Below are 21,189 nucleotides of genomic sequence, written 5' to 3' on the forward strand. Positions count from 1 at the left end.
CGGAAGCAAGCAGAACGATTCATGCAGCCTGCGGTGGGGTTCACGCAGCGGATTCATGCGGCAGCGTGAACCCACCGGGGGATATTGCCTGAAGCGGGAAGAATAAAGCAAGAAGAGGAATGAGAAAAAGGAGCGAAAAGCATGGCGAAGGAGAAAATCGTGCTGGCCTACTCGGGCGGGCTGGACACATCCGTAATACTGGCATGGCTGAAGGAAACCTATGACGCCGAGATCATCACCTTCACGGCCGATATCGGCCAAGAGGACGAGCTGGACGGCCTGGAGGAAAAGGCCATCAAGACAGGCGCGACGAAGGCGTACATCGATGACCTGAAGGCGGAGTTCTCTAGCGACTTCATCTACCCGATGTTCCAGGCAGGAGCATTGTATGAAGGGCAGTACCTGCTCGGCACCAGCATCGCACGGCCATTGATCGCGAAGCGGATGGTCGAGATCGCTCGCGCCGAGGGCGCGACCGCCATCGCCCACGGGGCCACCGGCAAGGGCAACGACCAGGTGCGCTTCGAACTGACAGCCGCAGCGCTTGCGCCTGAGCTGAACGTCATCGCCCCTTGGCGGTTGGAGGAATTCCGTGAGCAGTTCCCGGGCCGCGCGGAGATGATCGCTTATGCCGAAAAGCAAGGGATTACGGTACAGGCGACGGCGGCCAAGCCGTATTCCACGGACCGCAACCTGCTTCATATCAGCTTTGAGAGCGGCATTCTCGAAGATCCGTGGTTCGATGCGAGCGCGGACGCCAACAAGGACATGTTCGTGTTGAGCGTCTCTCCGGAGGATGCTCCGGATGAAGCGGAATACATCGAGCTGGAATTCGTTCAAGGCAACTGCGTTGCGGTGAACGGCGAGGAGCTGTCGCCGCTCGGCGTCATGCAGAAGCTGAACAAGCTAGGCGGCAAGCACGGCATCGGCCGCGTCGATATGGTGGAGAACCGTTTCGTCGGTATGAAGAGCCGCGGCGTGTACGAAACCCCCGGCGGTACGATTCTCTTCACCGCTCATCGCAAGATGGAGTCGCTGACGATGGACCGGGAGGTCATGCACCTGCGCGATTCCCTCATCTCGAAGTATGCCACTCTCGTCTACAACGGCTTCTGGTTCGCTCCGGAGCGCCAGGCCATTCAGGCGCTGGTCACCGAAAGCCAGAAGAACGTATCCGGGATCGTGCGGCTTAAGCTGTACAAGGGCAATGTCATCGGGGCAGGGGTCAAGAGCGACGTCAGCCTGTACAACCCGAACATCGCCACGATGGAAGCGGACCCGACCCAAGCGTACAATCAAGGCGATGCCGCCGGCTTCATCCGGTTGAACGCGCTTCGCCTGAAGGTGGCCTCGGGGGTCGAGCAGAACGCCAAGCCGCAGAACTAAGTAGCTAGTACGCTGTCAACTCAAAAACTGTGGACTCCGCACAACTTCCCATACCGATGGACGCCGATTCATATCCACACGATTAAGGTTGACAGCGTACTAGAGTGTCTTCAAACCCGAATTCGGGCCGGTTCATCTGGGAAGGGACCTCCTGAGGGAAGCGATAGCGGTTCTAGCTCAGGCAATTCCCATTCGTGTCTCGGCCGCCATACCATGAGGTTTGAAGACACGCTCTTATCGGTAGCCATCCAGTTGCCACTATAAAATTGAAACGGGCTCCGCGCACGAGTGGCGCGGGGCTCGCTTGAGGAAATGAGGGAACAGACGTGTCCAAGCTGTGGGGAGGACGCTTTACGAAGCCGACCAACCAGTTGGTGGAGGAATACACCGCCTCGATCCTGTTCGACAAAGAGCTGGCGGAGGAAGACATTCAAGGAAGCTTGGCTCATGTGGCTATGCTCGGCAAATGCGGAATCATTCCGCAGGAAGACGCCGCCACCATAGCCGAAGGCTTGCGCAAGGTGCTCGCTTCCATCAAGGCCGGGCAGATGACGTTTTCCGTCGGCGATGAAGACATCCATATGAACATCGAGAAGGCGCTGATCGGCGAGATCGGCCCGGTCGGCGGCAAGCTGCATACCGGTCGCAGCCGCAACGACCAGGTTGCTACCGATATGCACCTGTACCTGCGCAAGCGGACGGTGGAGATCACCGGACTGCTGCACAAGCTGCAGGAAGCTCTCCTTGAGCAGGCGGAAGCGAATCTCGATACGATCCTGCCGGGATATACGCATCTGCAGCGAGCGCAGCCCATCCTGCTTGCCCATCATCTGCTGGCGTATGTTTCCATGCTCGAGCGGGACATCAGCCGCTTCAAGGACAGCTACAAGCGCGTGAACGTGCTGCCGCTCGGCGCGGGCGCCCTAGCCGGCACGACGTTCCCGATCGACCGCCACTTTGTGGCGGAACAGCTGGGCTTTGACGGCGTGTATGAGAACAGCCTCGACGCGGTCAGCGACCGCGACTTCATCGTCGAGTTCCTCGCCAATTCCTCGCTCGTCATGACGCATCTGTCGCGTCTCTGCGAGGAGCTGGTGCTGTGGTCGAGCACGGAGTTTGGGTTCATCGAGCTGGACGATGCTTTCTGCACGGGCAGCAGCATCATGCCGCAGAAGAAAAACCCCGATGTCGCCGAGCTCGTGCGCGGCAAGACCGGCCGGGTCTACGGCAATCTGTTCGGCCTCCTGACGGTGCTGAAAGCTCTGCCGCTCGCCTATAACAAAGATATGCAGGAAGACAAGGAAGGCATGTTCGATACGGTCCGCACGCTGGAAGGGGCGCTGCAGCTCTTCGCTCCGATGATCTCCACCATGAAGGTGCGCAAGGAGCGGATGCGTCAGGCGGTGAACCGGGACTTCTCCAATGCGACGGATATCGCGGATTACCTGGTCACCAAAGGCCTTCCCTTCCGGCAGGCGCATGAAGTGATCGGCCGCCTCGTCCTGTACGGCATCCAGCACGACAAATTCCTGCTCGATCTGACGCTGGACGAATTCCGCGAATTCTCCGAGCTGTTCGACGAGGAGATCTATCAGGTGCTGGAGCCGGAGCATGTCGTCAACGCCCGCAAGGTTTACGGCGGCACGGCGCGCTCTCAGGTGGAAGGCGCTCTCGCCAGGGCGAAGCAGACGGCGGAAGCTACGGCCGAGTGGATTGCTCAGCACGAAGCGTGAGGCAAACAGCACGGACAGAATCCGGTAACTCCAGGATTTGAAGAGGGCCCGCTGCGTGGATGAGTGACAGCGCTGAGGGGATTCAAATCCAGCATAAGGAATTGGGAAATTAACCCATCTTGACCGGAGTGGGAATGGGCGCGGAAACCACGGCTTGAGTTGAAGGCGGACAAGTCCGCTTTCATCCTTAATCGTGTGGATACGAAAGGGCGTCAATCGATTCGAAAACCTCTCAATTGCTGCTGCGATGCGGTTTTGAGAGGTTTTCCTTTTAACGTCATCTAGAGACTCACCCTCAACGGGCGATACGACTTATTCCGAAATCTTTTCCGCTTTTTCGAACCGCTGGCGTCGTCTTGCCTGTCTCCTTTGGGTCGGTTGCCTTCGTACAAATCTTTGAAGTTTTCAGATAATTCGACCTTTGCAGGGTCATTTTGCCTTGTCCTTGTCTTTTTCGTCATGTACAATAGAACTCATGTCACGTGAATCGGGGGCTTCTGATCGCGATTTTTACCCATGCGATTCGACTCCGTTCTGCTAGAGACAAGCTTTGCTAGAATCCGCCGTCATGTAGAACCGTCAACCGCGCAAGCACCCTTTTTTTGAAAAAAAAGGGGAGTTTCTCTTCAGCCCGGAGGAATTTGGCCACAATTGTCGAAGTTGTTAGGGCTTACTAGTGACAGGAAGTGATGATGTGATCGAAATGCATGACGTCTGGAAGACCTATCCGGACGGGACAAACGCGATACGTGGAATTAATTTGAAGGTCGACTCCAATGAATTTGTCTATGTCGTAGGGCCATCCGGTGCCGGCAAATCTACGTTCATGAAGATGATATACAGAGAAGAGAAGCCGACCAAGGGGACCATCTTCGTCAACGGCTTCAACCTCGGCAAGCTGAAGGCTCGGAAGATTCCGTATGTACGCCGGAATATCGGGGTCATCTTTCAAGATTTTCGCCTCTTGCCCAAGTTGACCGTCGCCGAGAACGTCGCTTTCGCTCTCGAGGTTATTGAAGCTCCGAAGCGGCTCATCAAGCGGCGCACTTTGGAAGTGCTTGAACTGGTCCGCTTGAGAGAGAAGGCGGATTCCTTTCCGAATCAGCTCTCCGGCGGCGAACAACAGCGCGTAGCCATCGCCCGGGCCATCGTAAACAATCCGGCCGTCATCATTGCGGACGAGCCTACCGGGAATCTCGACCCCGATACCTCTTGGGAGATTATGAAGCTGCTCGATGAAATCAACTACCGTGGATCGACGATCATCATGGCCACGCACAACAAGGAAATCGTCAACACCCGCCGTAGACGCGTCATCGCCATCGAGAAGGGCCAGATTGCCCGCGACCAGCAGAGAGGGGAATACGGCTATGAAGATTAGCACCCTCCGCAGGCATTTTCGGGAAGGCACTCGCAGCATGTACCGCAACGGCTGGATGACGTTCGCGTCCATCAGCTCCATTACCATCTCTCTATTCATTCTCGGGTTGTTCCTGATGCTAGGAATCAACGTCAACTATATGTCCAACCAGCTTGAGAATCAGGTGACCATTAAAGTGTACCTGGAGCTGAAGACTCCCCAGGCGGTGCGAGAGGAGATCCAGACGGATATCCAGGCGATGCCGGAAGTCAAGAAGGTCGTATTCGTCTCCAAAGAGGAAGCCTTGAAAACCATGCGCGAGACGATGGGCGATCCTCTGGAAGGCCTTGACGGAGAGAACAATCCTCTGCCTGATGGATTCGTCATCGAGGTCAAGGAGCCGCGTACCGTTCAGAGCGTCACCGAGCAGATTCAGAAGCTGAACGATGGGCGCGAACCGAAGCCGATCGAGCAGGTCAAATACGGCAAGGGAACGGTCGACGCCTTGTTCAAGGTCACCACGATCGTTCGCAACATCGGGATTGTTTTTGTCGTCGCCCTAGTTTTTACCTCCATGTTCCTCATTTCAAACACGATCAAGCTGACCATCCTGGCGCGCAACCGGGAAATCAAGATCATGAAGCTGGTCGGAGCGACGAACGGATTTATTCGCTGGCCCTTTTTCATTGAAGGAGCCCTCATCGGGTTTCAAGGGGCGCTTATTCCGGCAGCTCTGCTCACGTACGGCTATCATCTGATGCTGGAATTTTTCCAGCCGGGGCTGGTCACGGTCATGCTGAAGATGTCGCCCTTCAAATCGACGGCCTACCCCATCGGCGGGGTGCTCATGGCCATCGGGCTCGTCATCGGCATTTGGGGCAGCACCATTTCGGTTCGCAAATTCTTGAAAGTGTAGGAGGACGGAATGTTGAAACGGACCTTGACGACCTGGATCGCCGCGACCTTGACGGCGGCGCTCCTGATTCAACCGCTGACGGCTACGGCCGGAGCCAAGGAAGATATCGCGAAGCAGCTGTCGGAACTCCGCAAGCAAGAACAGAAGACCGCCGAGCAGCAGAAGGCGGCCGATCAGAAGGCTGCTGGCCTGAAGAAGGAAAAGCAGCAGCAGGTGGTTTCCCTGAACGACCTCCAGACGGATATCAAGACCCAGGGAGACAAGCTGGAGAAGCTGGAGACGAAGATCACGGAGACGAGCTTGAAGCTGCAGCAAACCGGCGAGCAGCTGGAAGAAGCGCAGGACCGGGTAGCGAAGCGGGACACCCTCCTCAAATCCCGGGTCCGCATGATGTACATGAAAGGCTCGGTTTCGTACCTGGACGTGCTGCTCAGCGCCACGAGCTTCTCCGATTTCATCGATCGCTTTGATTCAATCAAGGCGTTGGTCGGTCAGGACAAGAAGATCCTGGCGGAGAACAAGAAGGATCGCAACGAGATCGCGGCGATGAAGAAGGACGTCGAGGCGAAGCTGGCCGACGTGAAGGATATGTATGCCGATGCGGAGGACTTAAAGGCCTCCCTCATGGATAAAGAGAAGCGCGTCAAAGCGGTGATTGCCAGCCTGTCGCAGGAAGAAGCGAAGCAGGAGGACATCAGCGAGGAGTCCGAGGCGAGCCTGGTCGCTCTGGCGAAGCAGAAGCAGCAGCTTTACACCAAGCAGCAGGAGATTATCGCCAAGGAAAAGGCAGAGGAAGAGAAGCGCAAGAAGGCAGCCGCGGCTGCTGCCGCAGCGGCGGCGGCAAAGGGCGGAGGCAACAAGACGGTGGCCAGCTCGCATAACGGCCAGATGCTGTGGCCGGTGCCTTCCAGCGATACGATCAGCTCCACCTTCGGCTACCGCGTGGACCCGATTGCCGGTGTCCGCAAGCTGCACAAGGGCGTGGATATCGCGGCTCCCAGAGGGACGAAGATCTTGGCCGCCGACGACGGCGTTGTCTTGATCGCTTCTTGGGTGCGCGGCTATGGCAACTGCATTGTCATTGACCACGGAGACGGAGTTTGGACTTGGTACGGGCACATTATGGAAGGCGGCATTTATGTGAGTGAGGGGGATACCGTGAAGCGCGGCCAGGTGATTGCCGGAGTCGGCAGCACAGGTGATTCCACCGGGAACCACTTGCATTTTGAAGTGCGTATCAATGAAAATCCGGTCAATCCGCTGCCTTATATCCAATAGAAATACTAAACCGTACGAGCCTGGCATATACTGAACAAACAGACAGGCCCGTATAAGGTGGTGGAGGTTCCCATGGTATTTAAAGGTCGTACGGTGTTTGCCATTGTGCTGCTGGCGCTGCTTGCCGGCAGCCTTTTCACGATGGCGGTGACGGATTCTCCGATCTGGGAGAAGAGCCCGTCCCAGGCTTCGAATCCTTCTCCTTCTAGCACTCCGGGAGCTTCGAGCTCTACGGCGGGAGACGACAAGCTGTCCGGCGAGGAGCTGGACAAGGTGGAGAGGGCTTACGAGCTGATCGAAACCAACTTCCTCAGCAAGGTAGACAAGGACAAGATCGTCAACGGAGCGATCCACGGCATGCTTGATGCGCTGGACGATCCGTACACGACGTACATGGACCAGGAGGAAGCCAAGCAATTTGAAGAGACGATCAATTCGTCGTTCCAAGGCATCGGAGCGGAATGCTCGCTGGTGAACGGCGTCGTGACGGTCACTGCGCCCATTAAGGGCTCTCCCGCCGAGAAAGCCGGCATCCGCACGGGTGACGCGATTTTGGCGGTAAACGGAGAGAAGCTGGACGGACTGACGCTCAATCAGGCGGTCATGAAGATCCGCGGCCCGAAAGGGACGCAGGCCAAGCTGACCATTCTCAAAGCGGGAGCTTCCGCTCCTCAAGAGCTCGTCGTGGTTCGAGATGACATTCCGATCGAAACGGTCTACGCAGAGATGGTGAACGACACCATCGGCAAAATCGAAATCAGCCAATTCTCTACAGATACGGCGAAGCGATTCGCGGAAGAGCTGAACAACCTGGAGAAAAAGGGCATGAAGGGCCTCATCATCGATGTGCGCGACGATCCCGGTGGCTTGCTCGACTCCGTTCTGGATATCGCCGATCATTTTGTCCCCAAGGGCAAGACCGTCCTCCAAGTGGAGGACCGCAATGGGCAGCGCAGCGAGGAAGCAGCCAAAGGCAAGTATCCGGTTCGTACCTATCCGGTCACCGTCATGATCAATGGAGGCAGCGCCAGCGCCTCGGAGATTCTCGCCGGGATCATCAAGGAAGCGGTCGGCGGGCAGCTCGTCGGCGAGAAATCCTTCGGCAAGGGGACCGTTCAGGTCACCTATGAGAAGGAAATGGGCGACGGCAGCAACATCAAGATGACCATCATGAAATGGCTGACTCCGAATGGCAACTGGATTCACAAGAAGGGCATCGAGCCTGACATCAAGGTGGAGCAGCCCGCGGTGTTCAACCTCACGGCGTTCTCCAAGGAAAAGACACTCAAAGCCGACATGGTTGGCGACGAGGTGAAGAAGCTGCAGGTCATGCTGGCCGCTCTCGGCTTTGCACCCGACCGTCAGGACGGTTACTTCAGCAAGGGGACGGCCGATAAGGTAAAAGCGTTCCAAACCGCCAAGAAGCTTACGGTTACCGGTGAAGCGGACGCGAAGACGATGAGCGGTATCGAGGAAGCGGTCACGGCCATGCTCCGCGACTCCAAGAACGATGCTCAACTGAACGCTGCAATAACAGCAACGGAGAAGCGGCTAGGGAAGTAAGGCTTAGGTTATTCCGAGCCAGTCGCGATAGCTAATCTCTTGTTAATAAGAGGATGCCCGAGTAAGAAGGCATCCTCTTTTAATTATAAACCCAGTTGATTTTTGCTTTTCATGGTCTTATAAACAGCCTTGCCGCATCCAACTAGCGTGCACACAACTATAATAGTAGAAATAAGCGCGATAACCGAACGGGTTTCGCCTGATCCCATAAAACCCGCGAATCCCAAGTCGTCCCAACCCTTGCTTTGTAGAAAAGCGATAAATTCCGTACTAAATATATCGGGCTTGTTTATCATGAATAGCACAATCCCCATGTTGATCAGGCTGCTCCCCATGACTGCAATGCAAACGAATGGAGTCCATCTGCGGTCTTTGATCTTGCAGATACAGGCGAAAATACCGATGAGAGCCATACCGATAACGGCAGGGATACAGCTTTGCAAAAAGGAAGAACTGAAAAGGGTGCGTATTTGCGTGTCACCGTTCTGTATGAGAAAAACAAGAGGCACAACTCCACGGCATATAAGGATAGCCACAACAGAGAAGACGACGGTCATCACCAACTCCATAATACTGTCAGACAAGGGGATACTGTTTTTGCCATTAGGCGGTATCTCCGGTAAATCTTCGATACTCCACTCCTGGCCTTTATCGTTTGCTGCTTTGGTCCTCGTTCGTTCCGCAATCACATAACCGATTGTTGTCCACAGAAGCGCCTGGAAAACTGCCGCTATGCCCATAGAAATGCCTTTTGAAATGCTATGGCTCGTAAAGTAAGCCACATCCACCATGTCCGCTTTAATGGCATCGACAGCTCCCAGCATCATGCCTATCACCAAAGCGACGACACCGACCAGAGGCAAGAGAAACTTAAGAGTGCGCACATAGTCTCCATAGATAGCCGGTGATATCAGATAACGGGGTTTTTGCTGGTATTTCACCGCTAACGAAGCGGGTGAACCCAGTTTATATAATACGGCGGTTATTTCCTCATCCGTTGGATGTTCTGACAACATGTCATAGATATTGGATCGTAATTCCTTGCTCACTTCATCCCGGTCCTTTTCAGGCAGGTGGTGCGTTACACCATAAACATACCGCTCGATCAAATCATTCATTGTCTTCGTCCCTTCCACAGATGGATTCGATGTTGCGTTGCATTTTTCTCCATTCATTCAGCAGCTCTTGGTACACCGCCTCTCCTTTTTCGTTTATGGCGTAGTATTTTCTGGGTCTGCTCTCGCTGGTATCCCAATCGCTCACAAGCAAGCCCTGACTTTCCAGTCGGCGCAAAAGGGGGTATAGGGTATTGGCCTCAATGTCGATGTGCTTATCCTGCATGGTTTGAAGCAAGGCGTATCCATAATGCGGTTGCTTGAGGCATCCTAAAACCGCCAAGGTTAAGCTGCCTCGCCGAAGTTCTGTGAGAAAGCTTTGCAGCTGATCATTTTCAAGCATCGTATCACCTCACTGCTATTATACTGTGCGACACACAATATTATCAATAATAATTTATTGTGCGATGAAATGAACCGTGACAGCTTGACCGGACCATCATCGAACGAAGATCAGGTAAATGGATAAATATAGGAAATTGAACGAATCGTGAAGGATTCCGTTCCTCTGCGTCGAAAAGGAAGAGAGACAAATAGACGAATCGATCCCATAAAGGAGACAGCGAACCATGAATGGAACCGAAGAGCTTTTCTACCGGCTTCTTGCCGCAATCGGCAGGCTGGCGCTGAACCCCTTTTATTACATTGGCATTCTCTTCGTGGTGATCCAGTATCGCCGTCATATCATATTGGAGCGGAAGTTCTTCGCGAGTCGGCTCCACTCGCTCGGGCAGGAGACGTGGCGAACGGTCGCATGGGGTCTTCTGGCCGGAACGTTGGCATCCTTATTGCTCGCAGTGACCGGGGTCAAGCTGGAAGCCGGAACCGTCGTGCTTCTGTGGGGACTGACGCTGGGGTTGCTTTTTGTTCGCGTTCGTTATCTCTGCTTGGCTTATTCAGCAGGCCTGCTCGGCCTGCTTCATATGACCGCGCCTCATCTGCCTGGGTGGGGGGAGAATTCGGGCTTTGCGTGGTTTTATCAGGCGGTGGATCAGGTCGATCTGCCCTCTCTGTTCGTTCTGGTCGCGGTTCTGCATCTGCTGGAGGCGGGCTTGATCCTGTTTCAGGGCGATCGCTTGGCCACCCCTCTCTTCGTAGAGAGCAAGAGGGGCAAAATTGTAGGCAGCTATCAGCTGCAGGGCTTCTGGCCGGTCCCCTTGTTCCTGCTCACCCCGGTGGCGAGCGGCGGAGTGACTCTGCCGTGGGAGCCGTTTCTAGCAGGGAACTGGCAGGCGGTCCAGTGGGACTTTCTTGTCTTCCCGGCCATCATCGGCTTCACCGGCATGACCCTCAGCCGTTTGCCGAAGCCTAAGCTTCGCCAGACGGCGGGGCTGCTCCTCGGATATGGAGCCGTTCTGTTGGCGGGAGCCGTCGTGTCTGCCTTCTGGACGCCCTTTGGCTGGGCGGCGGCTATCGTGTGCATTCTCCTGCATGAAGCGATTATCACTTATGGAGACTGGGCGGAACGGCAGCGCAGCCCGCTCTACGTGAACGGCCCAAAGGGACTTACGATTCTTGCCGTTCTTCCGGGTAGCTCCGCACAGGGCGCGGGTCTTACCGTCGGGGAAGTTGTTCACAAAGTCAACGGCGTGCAGGTTCGGACCAAGGAGGAGCTGCATGAGGCGCTTCGGCTGAACTCCGCCTTCTGCAAGCTGGAGGTGCTGAACCTGGCGGGGGAGAGCAAATTCATCAGCCGCCCGCTCTATGAGGACGAGCATCACCAGCTCGGAATCATCGTTGCTCCCGATGACGATGCGCCTTATTATATCGAGGAGAAGACGTTCTCCTTCCCCTCTTACGTCCGCCGTAAGTGGATGGGCGTGCTGCGCAATGAGCGCCAGCAGGGGATGTAGGAGCCGGCGTCAATTCGATCGTTGAAACGAGACCATGCGCCATTGGCCGTGGTCTTTTTGCATGTGGAGGAACATGATGGAGAGAGGAGAGACTTCCTGCAGAGTTGGAGCGGCCCGGAACACGGATATCTCGACAATGGCGGTAGCTTGATCAGGCTCGATTGGTGCGAGACCCGCGCTCAAGATACTTAAATTTTGAACGAACCTGAAACAAGAGTGACGTAAATGTAGGGAAATGAAAGAGGTGATGTAATTGGAGTATGACAACATAATTACGCGCTTATTAATAGATGTGCCACTTATAAAACCGCTTTACGATGAGGAAATAAAATGGCTTGAGGAGGATTTACCACATGTCATTTAAAGAGCATGAAGAATCAAGTAATATCTATGACTTTCTTGAAAAGATGGCATTAAGTGAAGAAAAGGTGCAGGGAGTATTGATTGTATCTGTTCTTGAATCATTGATAACGGAAAGGGATATTATTGATTTTGCCAAATCTCATATGGGTGAGCTAACAAAAACACTGTGTGAGAATATAGAAAAAGCAAATGGATATTAATGTAGAAGACCTTGAGAGACAATCCTCAAGGTCTTTTTCTTAAATGGTGTAAGGAGAATAACAATTGTAAGTACCTTAGTTCGCAACTAATTGACCGTTTAGTGCGATGGCTATAGTGGGAGAACAATCTGGCAACGTTCTAGTTTATATACAGATAGTGCAACCTTAAGGCAAGCCGCTATCCTCAAATGTATAAGCTTCTTGTTACTCAAATAAACCCGCCGTTGGCGCGCAGGGTTTGACCGGTTACCCACTGGGATTTCTCGCTTACGAGAAACTCGACGACATCCGTGATATCCTCCGGTTCACCGATCCGGCCGAAGGCATTCAGCTTTTTCATGCCTTCGATTTGCTGCTCGGTTTTCCCGACGGTAAACAGCTCGGTATTCACGGGACCGGGAGCGACCGCATTGATGGTGATCCCCTTCGGGCCGAATTCCTTGGCGAGCTGGCGGGTGAATTGTTCGACTGCACCTTTGGTCCCGGCATATACGCTGTACGCCGGAAACATTTGCCCCAGCACGGAGGTGGAGAAGTTGACGATCCTCCCGTTATTCTCCATGTGCTTCATCGCTTGCTGACAGGCAAAAAAGGTACCTTTCACATTTACCGCAAACTGCTTGTCGAAATCCGCTTCCGTCACTTCCGCAAGAGGCTTGTTGATCATCAGCCCCGCATTGTTGATCAGAATGTCTACTTTGCCGAAGGCGGCAAGCGTTTCGGAGAACAGCTTCTCGATCTCCTCCATTCTGCTCAGGTCGGCGTGCAGGGCAATGGCCGTTCCGCCCCTCCGCTTGATCGCTTCCACCGCCTCAGACGCTTTATCCGGATTGCTGGAGTAATTGATGACCGTCTTTGCGCCGAGGTCAGCCAAACGATTGGCAATAGAAAGCCCGATTCCTCGCGATGAACCGGTAACGATGGCGACTTTTCCTTCGAGTATGTTCAAGTTCATTCACTCCTTATTCGCTCAGTTGATTGGCGAAGCCCTGTTCAAGTAACGACCATACCTCCGCAAACTCCTCATCGATCGAGGGGCTCTTCCAAGCATAGGCATGGGCCGGATGATGAAAACGCGCGGTGGCATAAAAAATAGCGCTCGCCAACCGGCCAGGTGACGCGCATGCCGGATTGGCTCGGGTGATAATCTCGCTTAGCTGATCCGTAATATGACGAATATGTCTTCCGATTAAATCCGCCGCTTCTTCCGTAACTTTTGCGTACACGCGGAACAATTCCTCGTCTTCTCGGGCAGAGGCCCGCTTTAACTCGATGAGTGTCCGGATATACTGGTATAAATGGGCGGAGCCGTTCAAGGAAGTGTCGCTGCACACTGCCGTCAAAGGTTCAATGATTTTATCGGTTAGCCAGCTCTCTGTGGCTCCTTCAAGCAGGTCCGCCTTGCTTTTGAAATGGCGGTAAAGAGTGCCGTGACTGACCCCGAGCACTTTGGCGACGTCTGTGACGGAGGTTTTGCCGACTCCAAAGCGGCGCAACGTTTCCTCTGTGGCGGTTAGAATTTGTTCTCTCGTCAGCACTTCCGATGCTTTTTCCATGATAGGGTCACCTCCATGCGGATAGAATATCACACGGGGTTACAAATGACAAATAATATATTATGTCATTTGTCATTGAACGAGATTAAAACCACATTGCATGCTCGCAACCCAAGAACCTGGGTTTCTGCATCTACTTCTCATACCAATAGACCCCGTTTTTAACCGCATGAGGTTGGAAGTGAACTGGCTATGGCCGTGGTCCAAATAAAAAACACCGCCGAACTCGCGGATAATCCCGGGTTCGAACGGTGTTTGCAGCATGTGGTGATAGACTATCTCAGCACGACGATCTCTACGCGCCGGTTCTTTTGACGGTTGGCTTCGGAATCGTTCTTCACGATCGGCTTCGTGTCAGCATAAGAGACGGAGCGTAAGATATCGCGGGAGATGCCTTTCTTTTCAAAGTATCGAAGGACGCTCAGCGAACGTTCGGACGAGAGCCGCCAATTGTCTTGGTACTGGCCGCCCGTGATCGGCAGGTCGTCGGTATGGCCTTCGATGCTGATCTCGGCGTGCAGGCTCGGGAATAGACTCGCCATCTTGTCCAGAATCGGATAAGCACCTGGCTTGAGATCCGCTTTGCCGAGGTCAAAGAGGAAGTAATCCTTCAGCGTCACAGAGACTCCCCGCTCGGTGTCTACGGCGGATACGGTCGCTTGCAGCTTATTGTCATCGATATAATGGGTAATGATCTTAAGGAGACCTTGAAGCTCCTGCTCTTTTTGCTCCTGCTCCTTGCGTTCCTGATCGGCGCGCGTCTCATCGCCCGCTTTTTTCTTGCTGTCGTCCGAATCGTTGTCCGCTGTTTGATCCTTCTTCGGATCGGTCTCGCCGACGAGGCCGCTGCCGCCTCCGCCTTGAGGCATGACGGAATCGGATTTGTTGAATTGGAACTGCAGCGACTGCGCCAGCTGGTTGTACTTCGCCACGTCCACCTTACTCATGGAGTACATGATGACGAAGAAGACCAGAAGCAGCGTGATCAAGTCGGAATAGGTGACGAGCCAGCGTTCGTTGTTTTCGTGTTCGACTTGTTTCTTCTTATTTCTCCTCGCCATTGAGATCGGCACCTGCTCCCGCATTATTCTTGCCTTCCTTGTCATGGAGGAAGGAGGTCAGCTTCTTCTTGATGAGCTGTGGATTTTCGCCGGCCTGCAGTGCCAGAATGCCTTCCAGCATCAGCTCCATGTCGGATACGATGCCTTTGCTGCGGTTTTTGATCTTGGTGCCGATAGGAAGGTACAGAAGGTTAGCGCTCGCTACCCCGTACAGGGTTGCGGTGAACGCGACGGCAATCTTCGGTCCAAGTGAATCCGGATCGGTCAGGTTCCCGAGTACGTGAATCAGGCCGAGTACGGTACCGATAATCCCGATAGTAGGCGCATAACCGCCGGCAGCTTCGAATATTTTGGCATAGCCTTCATACTTCGATTCAATGGCATCCATTTCGAGCTCCATGATCTGCCGGGTAAGCTCGGGGTCTGTACCGTCGACAACCATCAAAAGTCCTTCCTTGAGGAAAGGGTTGGTATGCTCTTGGGCTCTCTGCTCCAATGCCAGCACGCCTTCACGGCGAGCGATCGTGGCCATGTCGACAATCTCATCGATAATCTGTCCGGGGTCGCGTTTGGGTTCCTTAAACGCCATGCCTAAGGCTTTCGGGATATCCTTCAAGCTGGACAAAGGAAAACTGATGATAACCGCGCCGAATGTACCGCCGAAAACGATGATAGCCGCCGTATAGATCCACAGCGATTCCAGGTGGCCTCCTTCCAGCATGAATCCCCCTATTAGGGAAATAAAGCCAAGCAGAATACCGATAATTGTCGTAATGTCCACTAACGTCCACTCCAGTTCTGAGGTAGGATGCAGTCCTGTGTCAGATGCTTCCAAAGATTGCAACACAGGAGGAAAATAAGGTATAATAAACGAACATGCATTCCTATTTTCCGGGTAAGACTTGTCTCTTTCTATATCGGAACGGGAAGCGATAAATTTTAGAGCAATTCGTTAAGGGGTAGGTGACGAGAGAAACCATGGGTGAGATTCTCATGAGCAACAAGCCGTTTCAACTGCAATCGGACTTTTCTCCGCAGGGGGACCAACCGAAGGCAATCACGGAGCTGGTGGATGGAGTGAAGGCGGGCATGCGGTATCAGACGCTGCTCGGAGCGACCGGTACGGGGAAGACGTTCACGATCGCGCAAACCATCGCCCAACTGAATCGCCCTACACTCATCATCGCGCACAACAAGACGCTAGCTGCTCAGCTTGCCAGCGAGTTCAAGGATTTTTTTCCGACCAATTCGGTCGACTATTTTGTCAGTTATTACGACTACTATCAGCCCGAGGCCTATATCGCATCCTCGGATACCTATATCGAGAAGGATTCCAGCATTAATGAAGAGATTGACAAGCTGCGCCACTCGGCGACGAGCGCTCTGTTCGAACGGCGCGACGTCATCATCGTGGCGAGCGTATCCTGCATTTACGGTCTCGGTTCTCCGATGGAGTACCGAGACTTGGTCATGTCTTTGCGGGTCGGAATGGAGAAGCCGAGGAATGAGATTCTCCATCGGCTGGTAGACATCCAGTACCAGCGCAACGACCTGAACTTCGTTCGCGGCACGTTCCGCGTGCGGGGCGATGTCGTGGAGATCTTCCCGGCCTCGCACAGCGAGCATGCGGTGCGCGTGGAATTGTTTGGAGATGAGATCGAGCGGATCACCGAGATCGATGTGCTCACCGGGGAGATCATCGGCGAGCGGGACCACATCGCCATCTTCCCGGCCTCTCACTTCGTCACCGCGGAAGAAACGGTGAAGCGGGCGGTTGTCAATATCGAACGGGAGCTAGAGGACCGCTTGGAGGAGCTTCGCGGACAAGGCAAGCTGCTGGAAGCCCAGCGGCTGGAGCAGCGCACTCGCTACGACATCGAGATGATGCTGGAGATGGGCTTTTGCTCCGGGATCGAGAACTATTCCGGACCGCTTACGTTCCGCGAGCGGGGAGCGACACCTTATACGCTGTTCGATTACTTCCCGGACGACCTGCTGGTCGTCGTGGATGAATCGCACGTGACGCTGCCGCAGATCCGCGGTATGTACAACGGCGACCGGGCGCGCAAGGAAGTGCTGGTGGAGCACGGCTTCCGGCTGCCGTCGGCGCTGGACAACCGGCCGCTCCGATTCGAGGAATTCGAGCAGAAGTTCAACCAGATGATCTGCGTCTCGGCCACCCCAGGCCCGTACGAGATCGAGCATTGCCCCGTGATGGTCGAGCAGATCATTCGTCCGACCGGTCTCTTGGACCCGATCATTGACGTTCGCCCGACGAAGGGGCAGATCGACGATCTGATCGGGGAGATTCACGACCGGATTGCCAAGGACGAGCGCGTGCTCGTCACGACGCTGACCAAGAAGATGGCCGAGGACTTGACCGATTATTTGAAGGAAATCGGCATCAAGGTGCGGTATCTGCATTCCGATATCAAGACCTTGGAGCGGATGCAGATTCTCCGCGACCTCCGGCTTGGCACCTTCCATGTCCTGGTTGGGATCAACCTGCTGCGGGAAGGCTTGGACTTGCCGGAAGTGTCGCTCGTCGCCATTCTGGACGCCGACAAGGAAGGTTTCCTGCGGGCGGAGCGCTCTCTGATCCAGACGATCGGTCGCGCGGCGCGGAACTCGGAAGGCAAAGTTATCATGTACGGGGACAAAATTACCGATTCTATGGATAAGGCTCTTCGCGAGACCGAGCGGCGCCGCACGATTCAGATGGCCTTCAACGAAGCGCACGGCGTCACGCCGACGACGATCAAGAAGCGGGTGCGCGATGTCATCGAAGCGACCAAGGTCGCCGAGCAGAAGGCGGATTATCTAGCCGGAGTGAAGGAAGGCGGCAAGCTCTCCAAGCGCGACCGGGCAACCGTGATCGAACGGTTGGAGAAGGAGATGAAGGAAGCGGCCAAGAACCTGCAGTTCGAACGCGCCGCAGAGCTTCGGGACGCGATCATGGAGCTGAAAGCGGACAATTGACGCATGTCGTCGATGACCTTGCTGCTTAGGCGGCAAGAGTTGGCGAAGCTCGACATACTCCGAGCAGCGGGTCCCTTCTAAGTAAAGCCCAGCAACACTTTACAACTCAATAGATTGATAAGACTAAAAAGACTCAATAAAGCTGAATAATCACAGCAGCGTTTTTTAACTCAAGTAAGCTCAGAACGACTCAGCAAGGGAACAAGGTTTCTTCCATCATCGTTTTTTGGTTGGCGGCGGACAAAGCGGAGCTTTTTACGTTGACGACTTACCAGATAAAGAGGACGTGAGAGAGTGGCCATCGACAATATTGTAATCAAAGGGGCCCGGGCGAATAATCTGAAGAACATTGACGTCACCATTCCCCGGGACAAATTCGTGGTACTGACCGGGCTGAGCGGCTCCGGCAAATCGTCGCTCGCATTTGATACGATTTACGCAGAAGGGCAGCGGCGCTATGTAGAGTCGCTGTCTGCGTATGCCCGCCAGTTCCTCGGGCAGATGGACAAGCCGGATGTCGATTCCATCGAAGGGCTGTCGCCGGCCATCTCCATCGACCAGAAGACGACGAGCCGCAACCCCCGTTCCACCGTCGGAACGGTGACAGAGATCTACGATTACCTGCGTCTGCTGTTCGCCCGGATCGGCCGTCCGCATTGCCCGACGCACGGCATCGAGATCACCTCGCAAACTGTCGAGCAGATGGTGGACCGCATCCTGGAATATCCGGAGAAGACTCGCCTGCAGATCATGGCGCCTCTGGTATCAGGTCGAAAAGGCGAGCATGTGAAGCTGCTTGAGGATATCCGCAAGCAAGGGTTCGTTCGCGTGCGGATCAACGGCGAGCTGCGCGAGCTGTCCGAAACCATCGAGCTCGAAAAGAACAAAAAGCACTCCATCGAAGTGGTCGTCGACCGGATCGTCGTAAAGGACGACGTTGCCACCCGCCTCGCTGACTCCTTGGAGACAGCGCTCAAGCTGGCGGAAGGGCGCGTGTTGGTCGATGTCATGGAGCATGAGGAGCTTCTATTCAGCCAAAACCTTGCTTGCCCGATCTGCGGATTCAGCATGGATGAGCTGTCGCCGCGAATGTTTTCCTTCAATAGCCCGTTCGGAGCTTGCCCGGATTGCGATGGCCTTGGCAGCAAGATGATCGTCGACCCCGACCTGCTCATTCCCGATGCAACGAAGTCGATCGAGGAAGGGGCTTTTGAAGCGTGGGCAGGCGGAACGTCCAACTATTATCCGCAGTTCCTCGCTGCCGTGTGCAAGCACTTCAATATTCCGATGGATATCCCAGTTGCCGAGGTCAGCAAGGAACAGATGGATAAGCTTCTGTACGGAACCGGAGAAGAACGGGTTCACTTCCGATATGAGAATGATTTCGGGCAATCGAGGGAAGCTTGGGTGTCGTTCGAAGGCATCGTAAATAACCTGGAGCGGAGATACCGGGATACCGGCTCCGATGGCATACGTGAGTATATTGAAGCCTACATGTCTGGCAAGGCGTGTGAGAAATGCAAGGGCAAGCGACTCAAACCGGAAGTGTTGGCCGTTACAGTGGGCGAGCAGAACATATCCTATGTGACCGATCTGGCGGTGGGAGACGCCCATTCGTTTTTTGATACCCTCGTACTGAACCAGAAAGAGCAGACCATCGCGAATCTGATTCTGAAGGAAATCAAGGAACGACTCGGCTTCCTCGTGAACGTCGGGCTTGATTACCTCACAATGAGCCGAGCGGCTGGCACCCTCTCCGGCGGTGAAGCGCAGCGGATTCGCTTGGCCACTCAGGTCGGGTCGAGTCTGATGGGCGTGCTCTACATTTTGGACGAGCCGAGCATCGGCCTGCATCAACGGGATAACGACCGGCTGATCGGTACGCTCAAGCGTATGCGCGACCTGGGCAATACGCTTATTGTCGTGGAACATGATGAGGATACGATGCTGGCTTCCGACTACATCATCGATATCGGCCCCGGAGCAGGCATTCACGGGGGACATGTGATCGCAAAGGGAACTCCGCAGGAGATCATGGCGAATCCCGACTCGATCACCGGCCAATACTTGAGTGGCAAGAAGCTCATTCCCGTCCCAGACATGCGGCGCAAGCCCAGGGAGGAATGGCTGGAGGTTCGCGGAGCGAAGGAAAATAACCTGAAGAACATCAACGTGAAAATTCCCCTCGGTGTCTTCACCTGTGTGACAGGGGTATCGGGCTCCGGGAAAAGTACGCTCGTCAACGAGATCCTCTACAAAACGATGGCCCGCGACTTAAACCGAGCAAAGGTACGCCCAGGTCAGCACAAGGAGATTCTCGGACTTGAGCATATCGAAAAGGTCATCGATATCGACCAGTCTCCGATCGGACGTACGCCGCGTTCGAATCCTGCGACTTACACCGGCGTGTTTGACGACATCCGCGACCTTTTCTCGACGACAACTGAAGCGAAGATTCGCGGCTATAAGAAGGGGCGCTTCAGCTTCAATGTCAAAGGCGGCCGTTGTGAAGCCTGCAAAGGCGACGGGATCATCAAGATCGAAATGCATTTCCTGCCCGATGTGTACGTTCCCTGCGAAGTCTGCAAGGGGCGGCGCTATAACCGCGAGACGTTGGACATTCACTACAAGGGTAAGAGCATTGCCGAAGTCCTCGATATGACCATCGAAGACGCCACTCAATTCTTTGAGAACATTCCGCGCATACACCGCAAAATAAAAACACTGACGGATGTCGGACTCGGCTACATGAAAATGGGACAGCCGGCCACTACCATGTCCGGGGGCGAAGCACAGCGGGTGAAGTTGGCGGCAGAGCTGTACCGGCGCAATACCGGCAAGTCGTTCTATATTCTTGACGAGCCGACAACCGGGCTTCACGTCGACGATATCGACCGGCTGCTCGTGGTGCTGCAGCGCCTCGTCGACAGCGGGGAGACGGTGCTCGTCATCGAGCATAACCTCGATGTCATCAAGACGGCCGACTACCTGATCGACCTCGGTCCAGAGGGCGGCCACAAGGGTGGCACGATCATCGCATCCGGTACACCGGAGCAGATTTGCGCGGTTCCGGACTCTTATACTGGCCGCTACCTGCAGCCCATTCTGGAGCGGGACCGCAAGCGGACAGAAGAGCGGTTTGGAACGAAGCCCGCGAAGCGGACGAAAACTAGCTCCGCATCGGCCAAAGAAACGAAGGCGGAAAAGCAACGGACGGACGGAGAGCAGGAAGCGGGAGAAACGCGGAAGGACGCACTCGCTTGATGAATTCGTAATTTGTAAGAGCAGAGCTAGATCATGCGCGCTTCCTCAAGAGGAAGCTGCAGAAGCCTGTCGGCATAACGCCGACAGGCTTTTTCATTCAGGAATTGAGCAGAGGAAAGCTGCTGATGGTTTTAGGGTTGGCATGGAGCTAGAAGAGACAGCTGCGGATGTTTCTCTAGTGCGGGGATCGAGCAGAAGGACAGCTGCGGATGTTTCTCTAGTGCGGGGATCGAGTAGAAGGACAACTACCGATGCATCTCTAGTTGGGAGGTCAAGCAGAACAAGCAGCATTACGAGAGTTTAGCCACATACATACCCGTTATGGAGATTGAATCTTTTTCATTTAGAGTGATGAGCAACATCATCAGGATATGTCCATTCGGAAGAGACATTATGGGGGAAGATGTCTTTCATAAGGTGGACACACGAGGAATAGAGGGTTCTCTTGTTGGAAGCTTTAATCAATACAATATATTGTAGATCTTGAGATTATGAGATCGATATATAGATAAAAAAGCAAAATGGACATCCTATCTCTATCGGAATGGGATGTCCACCTTAT

At 54.4% G+C, this 21,189-nt stretch carries 16 protein-coding genes; 10 read left to right on the forward strand and 6 right to left on the reverse strand.

The annotated features are described in order from the left end of the window. The first annotated feature begins 141 nt into the window (after positions 1-141). From BN2684_RS01390 to BN2684_RS01415, 6 genes are all read left to right on the forward strand, one after another. Positions 142-1,386, forward strand: a complete 1,245-nt coding sequence (locus BN2684_RS01390; RefSeq protein WP_058300390.1) for an argininosuccinate synthase — start codon at positions 142-144, stop codon at positions 1,384-1,386. 326 nt (positions 1,387-1,712) lie between these two features. Beyond that, positions 1,713-3,119 (forward strand): argininosuccinate lyase, encoded by a 1,407-nt coding sequence (argH, locus tag BN2684_RS01395; RefSeq protein WP_058300391.1) that lies wholly within the window; start codon positions 1,713-1,715, stop codon positions 3,117-3,119. Positions 3,120-3,813: 694 nt separating this feature from the next. Further along, positions 3,814-4,500: a cell division ATP-binding protein FtsE gene (gene ftsE / locus BN2684_RS01400; protein ID WP_058300392.1), complete on the forward strand. Its 687-nt coding sequence runs from the start codon at positions 3,814-3,816 to the stop codon at positions 4,498-4,500. Beyond that, a complete protein-coding gene (ftsX, locus tag BN2684_RS01405) occupies positions 4,490-5,395 on the forward strand; it encodes a permease-like cell division protein FtsX (RefSeq protein ID WP_058300393.1) in 906 nt (301 codons plus the stop codon). Before ftsE ends, ftsX begins: the two co-directional genes overlap by 11 nt. Positions 5,396-5,404: 9 nt before the next feature. Beyond that, positions 5,405-6,673 carry a murein hydrolase activator EnvC family protein gene (locus tag BN2684_RS01410; protein WP_058300394.1) on the forward strand — a complete coding sequence of 423 codons (1,269 nt, stop codon included), beginning with the start codon at positions 5,405-5,407 and terminating at the stop codon, positions 6,671-6,673. A gap of 72 nt (positions 6,674-6,745) precedes the next feature. Continuing rightward, positions 6,746-8,236 (forward strand): S41 family peptidase, encoded by a 1,491-nt coding sequence (locus tag BN2684_RS01415; RefSeq protein WP_058300395.1) that lies wholly within the window; start codon positions 6,746-6,748, stop codon positions 8,234-8,236. 83 nt (positions 8,237-8,319) lie between these two features. Here the strand turns inward: BN2684_RS01415 and BN2684_RS01420 are convergent, their stop codons facing one another. Beyond that, on the reverse strand, positions 8,320-9,354 hold the full coding sequence (locus BN2684_RS01420) for an HAAS signaling domain-containing protein (protein WP_058300396.1): 1,035 nt from the start codon (positions 9,352-9,354) through the stop codon (positions 8,320-8,322). After that, positions 9,347-9,694: a PadR family transcriptional regulator gene (locus BN2684_RS01425; protein WP_058300397.1), complete on the reverse strand. Its 348-nt coding sequence runs from the start codon at positions 9,692-9,694 to the stop codon at positions 9,347-9,349. The genes BN2684_RS01420 and BN2684_RS01425 overlap by 8 nt, the downstream gene beginning before the upstream one ends. A 226-nt stretch (positions 9,695-9,920) precedes the next feature. Here BN2684_RS01425 and BN2684_RS01430 point away from each other — a divergent pair, with 226 nt between their 5' ends. Continuing rightward, positions 9,921-11,204 (forward strand): PDZ domain-containing protein, encoded by a 1,284-nt coding sequence (locus BN2684_RS01430; protein ID WP_058300398.1) that lies wholly within the window; start codon positions 9,921-9,923, stop codon positions 11,202-11,204. A 353-nt stretch (positions 11,205-11,557) separates the two neighbouring features. Then, entirely contained in the window at positions 11,558-11,767 is a 210-nt protein-coding gene (locus tag BN2684_RS01435; protein WP_058300399.1) for a hypothetical protein, read from the forward strand. 208 nt (positions 11,768-11,975) lie between these two features. Here the strand turns inward: BN2684_RS01435 and BN2684_RS01440 are convergent, their stop codons facing one another. The 4 genes from BN2684_RS01440 to BN2684_RS01455 all read right to left on the reverse strand — a co-directional run bounded on the left by BN2684_RS01440 (position 11,976) and on the right by BN2684_RS01455 (position 15,165). Beyond that, positions 11,976-12,716 carry an SDR family oxidoreductase gene (locus BN2684_RS01440; protein ID WP_108722136.1) on the reverse strand — a complete coding sequence of 247 codons (741 nt, stop codon included), beginning with the start codon at positions 12,714-12,716 and terminating at the stop codon, positions 11,976-11,978. A gap of 13 nt (positions 12,717-12,729) precedes the next feature. Further along, a complete protein-coding gene (locus BN2684_RS01445; RefSeq protein WP_058300401.1) occupies positions 12,730-13,323 on the reverse strand; it encodes a TetR/AcrR family transcriptional regulator in 594 nt (197 codons plus the stop codon). A 275-nt stretch (positions 13,324-13,598) separates the two neighbouring features. After that, positions 13,599-14,384, reverse strand: coding sequence for a flagellar motor protein MotB (locus tag BN2684_RS01450; protein WP_058300529.1), 786 nt, complete (start codon positions 14,382-14,384; stop codon positions 13,599-13,601). Next, positions 14,368-15,165: a flagellar motor protein gene (locus BN2684_RS01455; protein WP_058300402.1), complete on the reverse strand. Its 798-nt coding sequence runs from the start codon at positions 15,163-15,165 to the stop codon at positions 14,368-14,370. The genes BN2684_RS01450 and BN2684_RS01455 overlap by 17 nt, the downstream gene beginning before the upstream one ends. 212 nt (positions 15,166-15,377) lie before the next feature. Between BN2684_RS01455 and uvrB the strand changes: the two genes are divergently transcribed. After that, a complete protein-coding gene (gene uvrB, locus BN2684_RS01460; protein ID WP_392388987.1) occupies positions 15,378-17,363 on the forward strand; it encodes an excinuclease ABC subunit UvrB in 1,986 nt (661 codons plus the stop codon). Between the two features lie 294 nt (positions 17,364-17,657). Then, positions 17,658-20,627, forward strand: coding sequence for an excinuclease ABC subunit UvrA (gene uvrA / locus BN2684_RS01465; RefSeq protein ID WP_082651678.1), 2,970 nt, complete (start codon positions 17,658-17,660; stop codon positions 20,625-20,627). Positions 20,628-21,189: the final 562 nt, after the last annotated feature.

The organism is Gorillibacterium timonense (genome assembly GCF_001457415.1).
In the GTDB taxonomy this organism is placed as follows: domain Bacteria; phylum Bacillota; class Bacilli; order Paenibacillales; family NBRC-103111; genus Gorillibacterium; species Gorillibacterium timonense.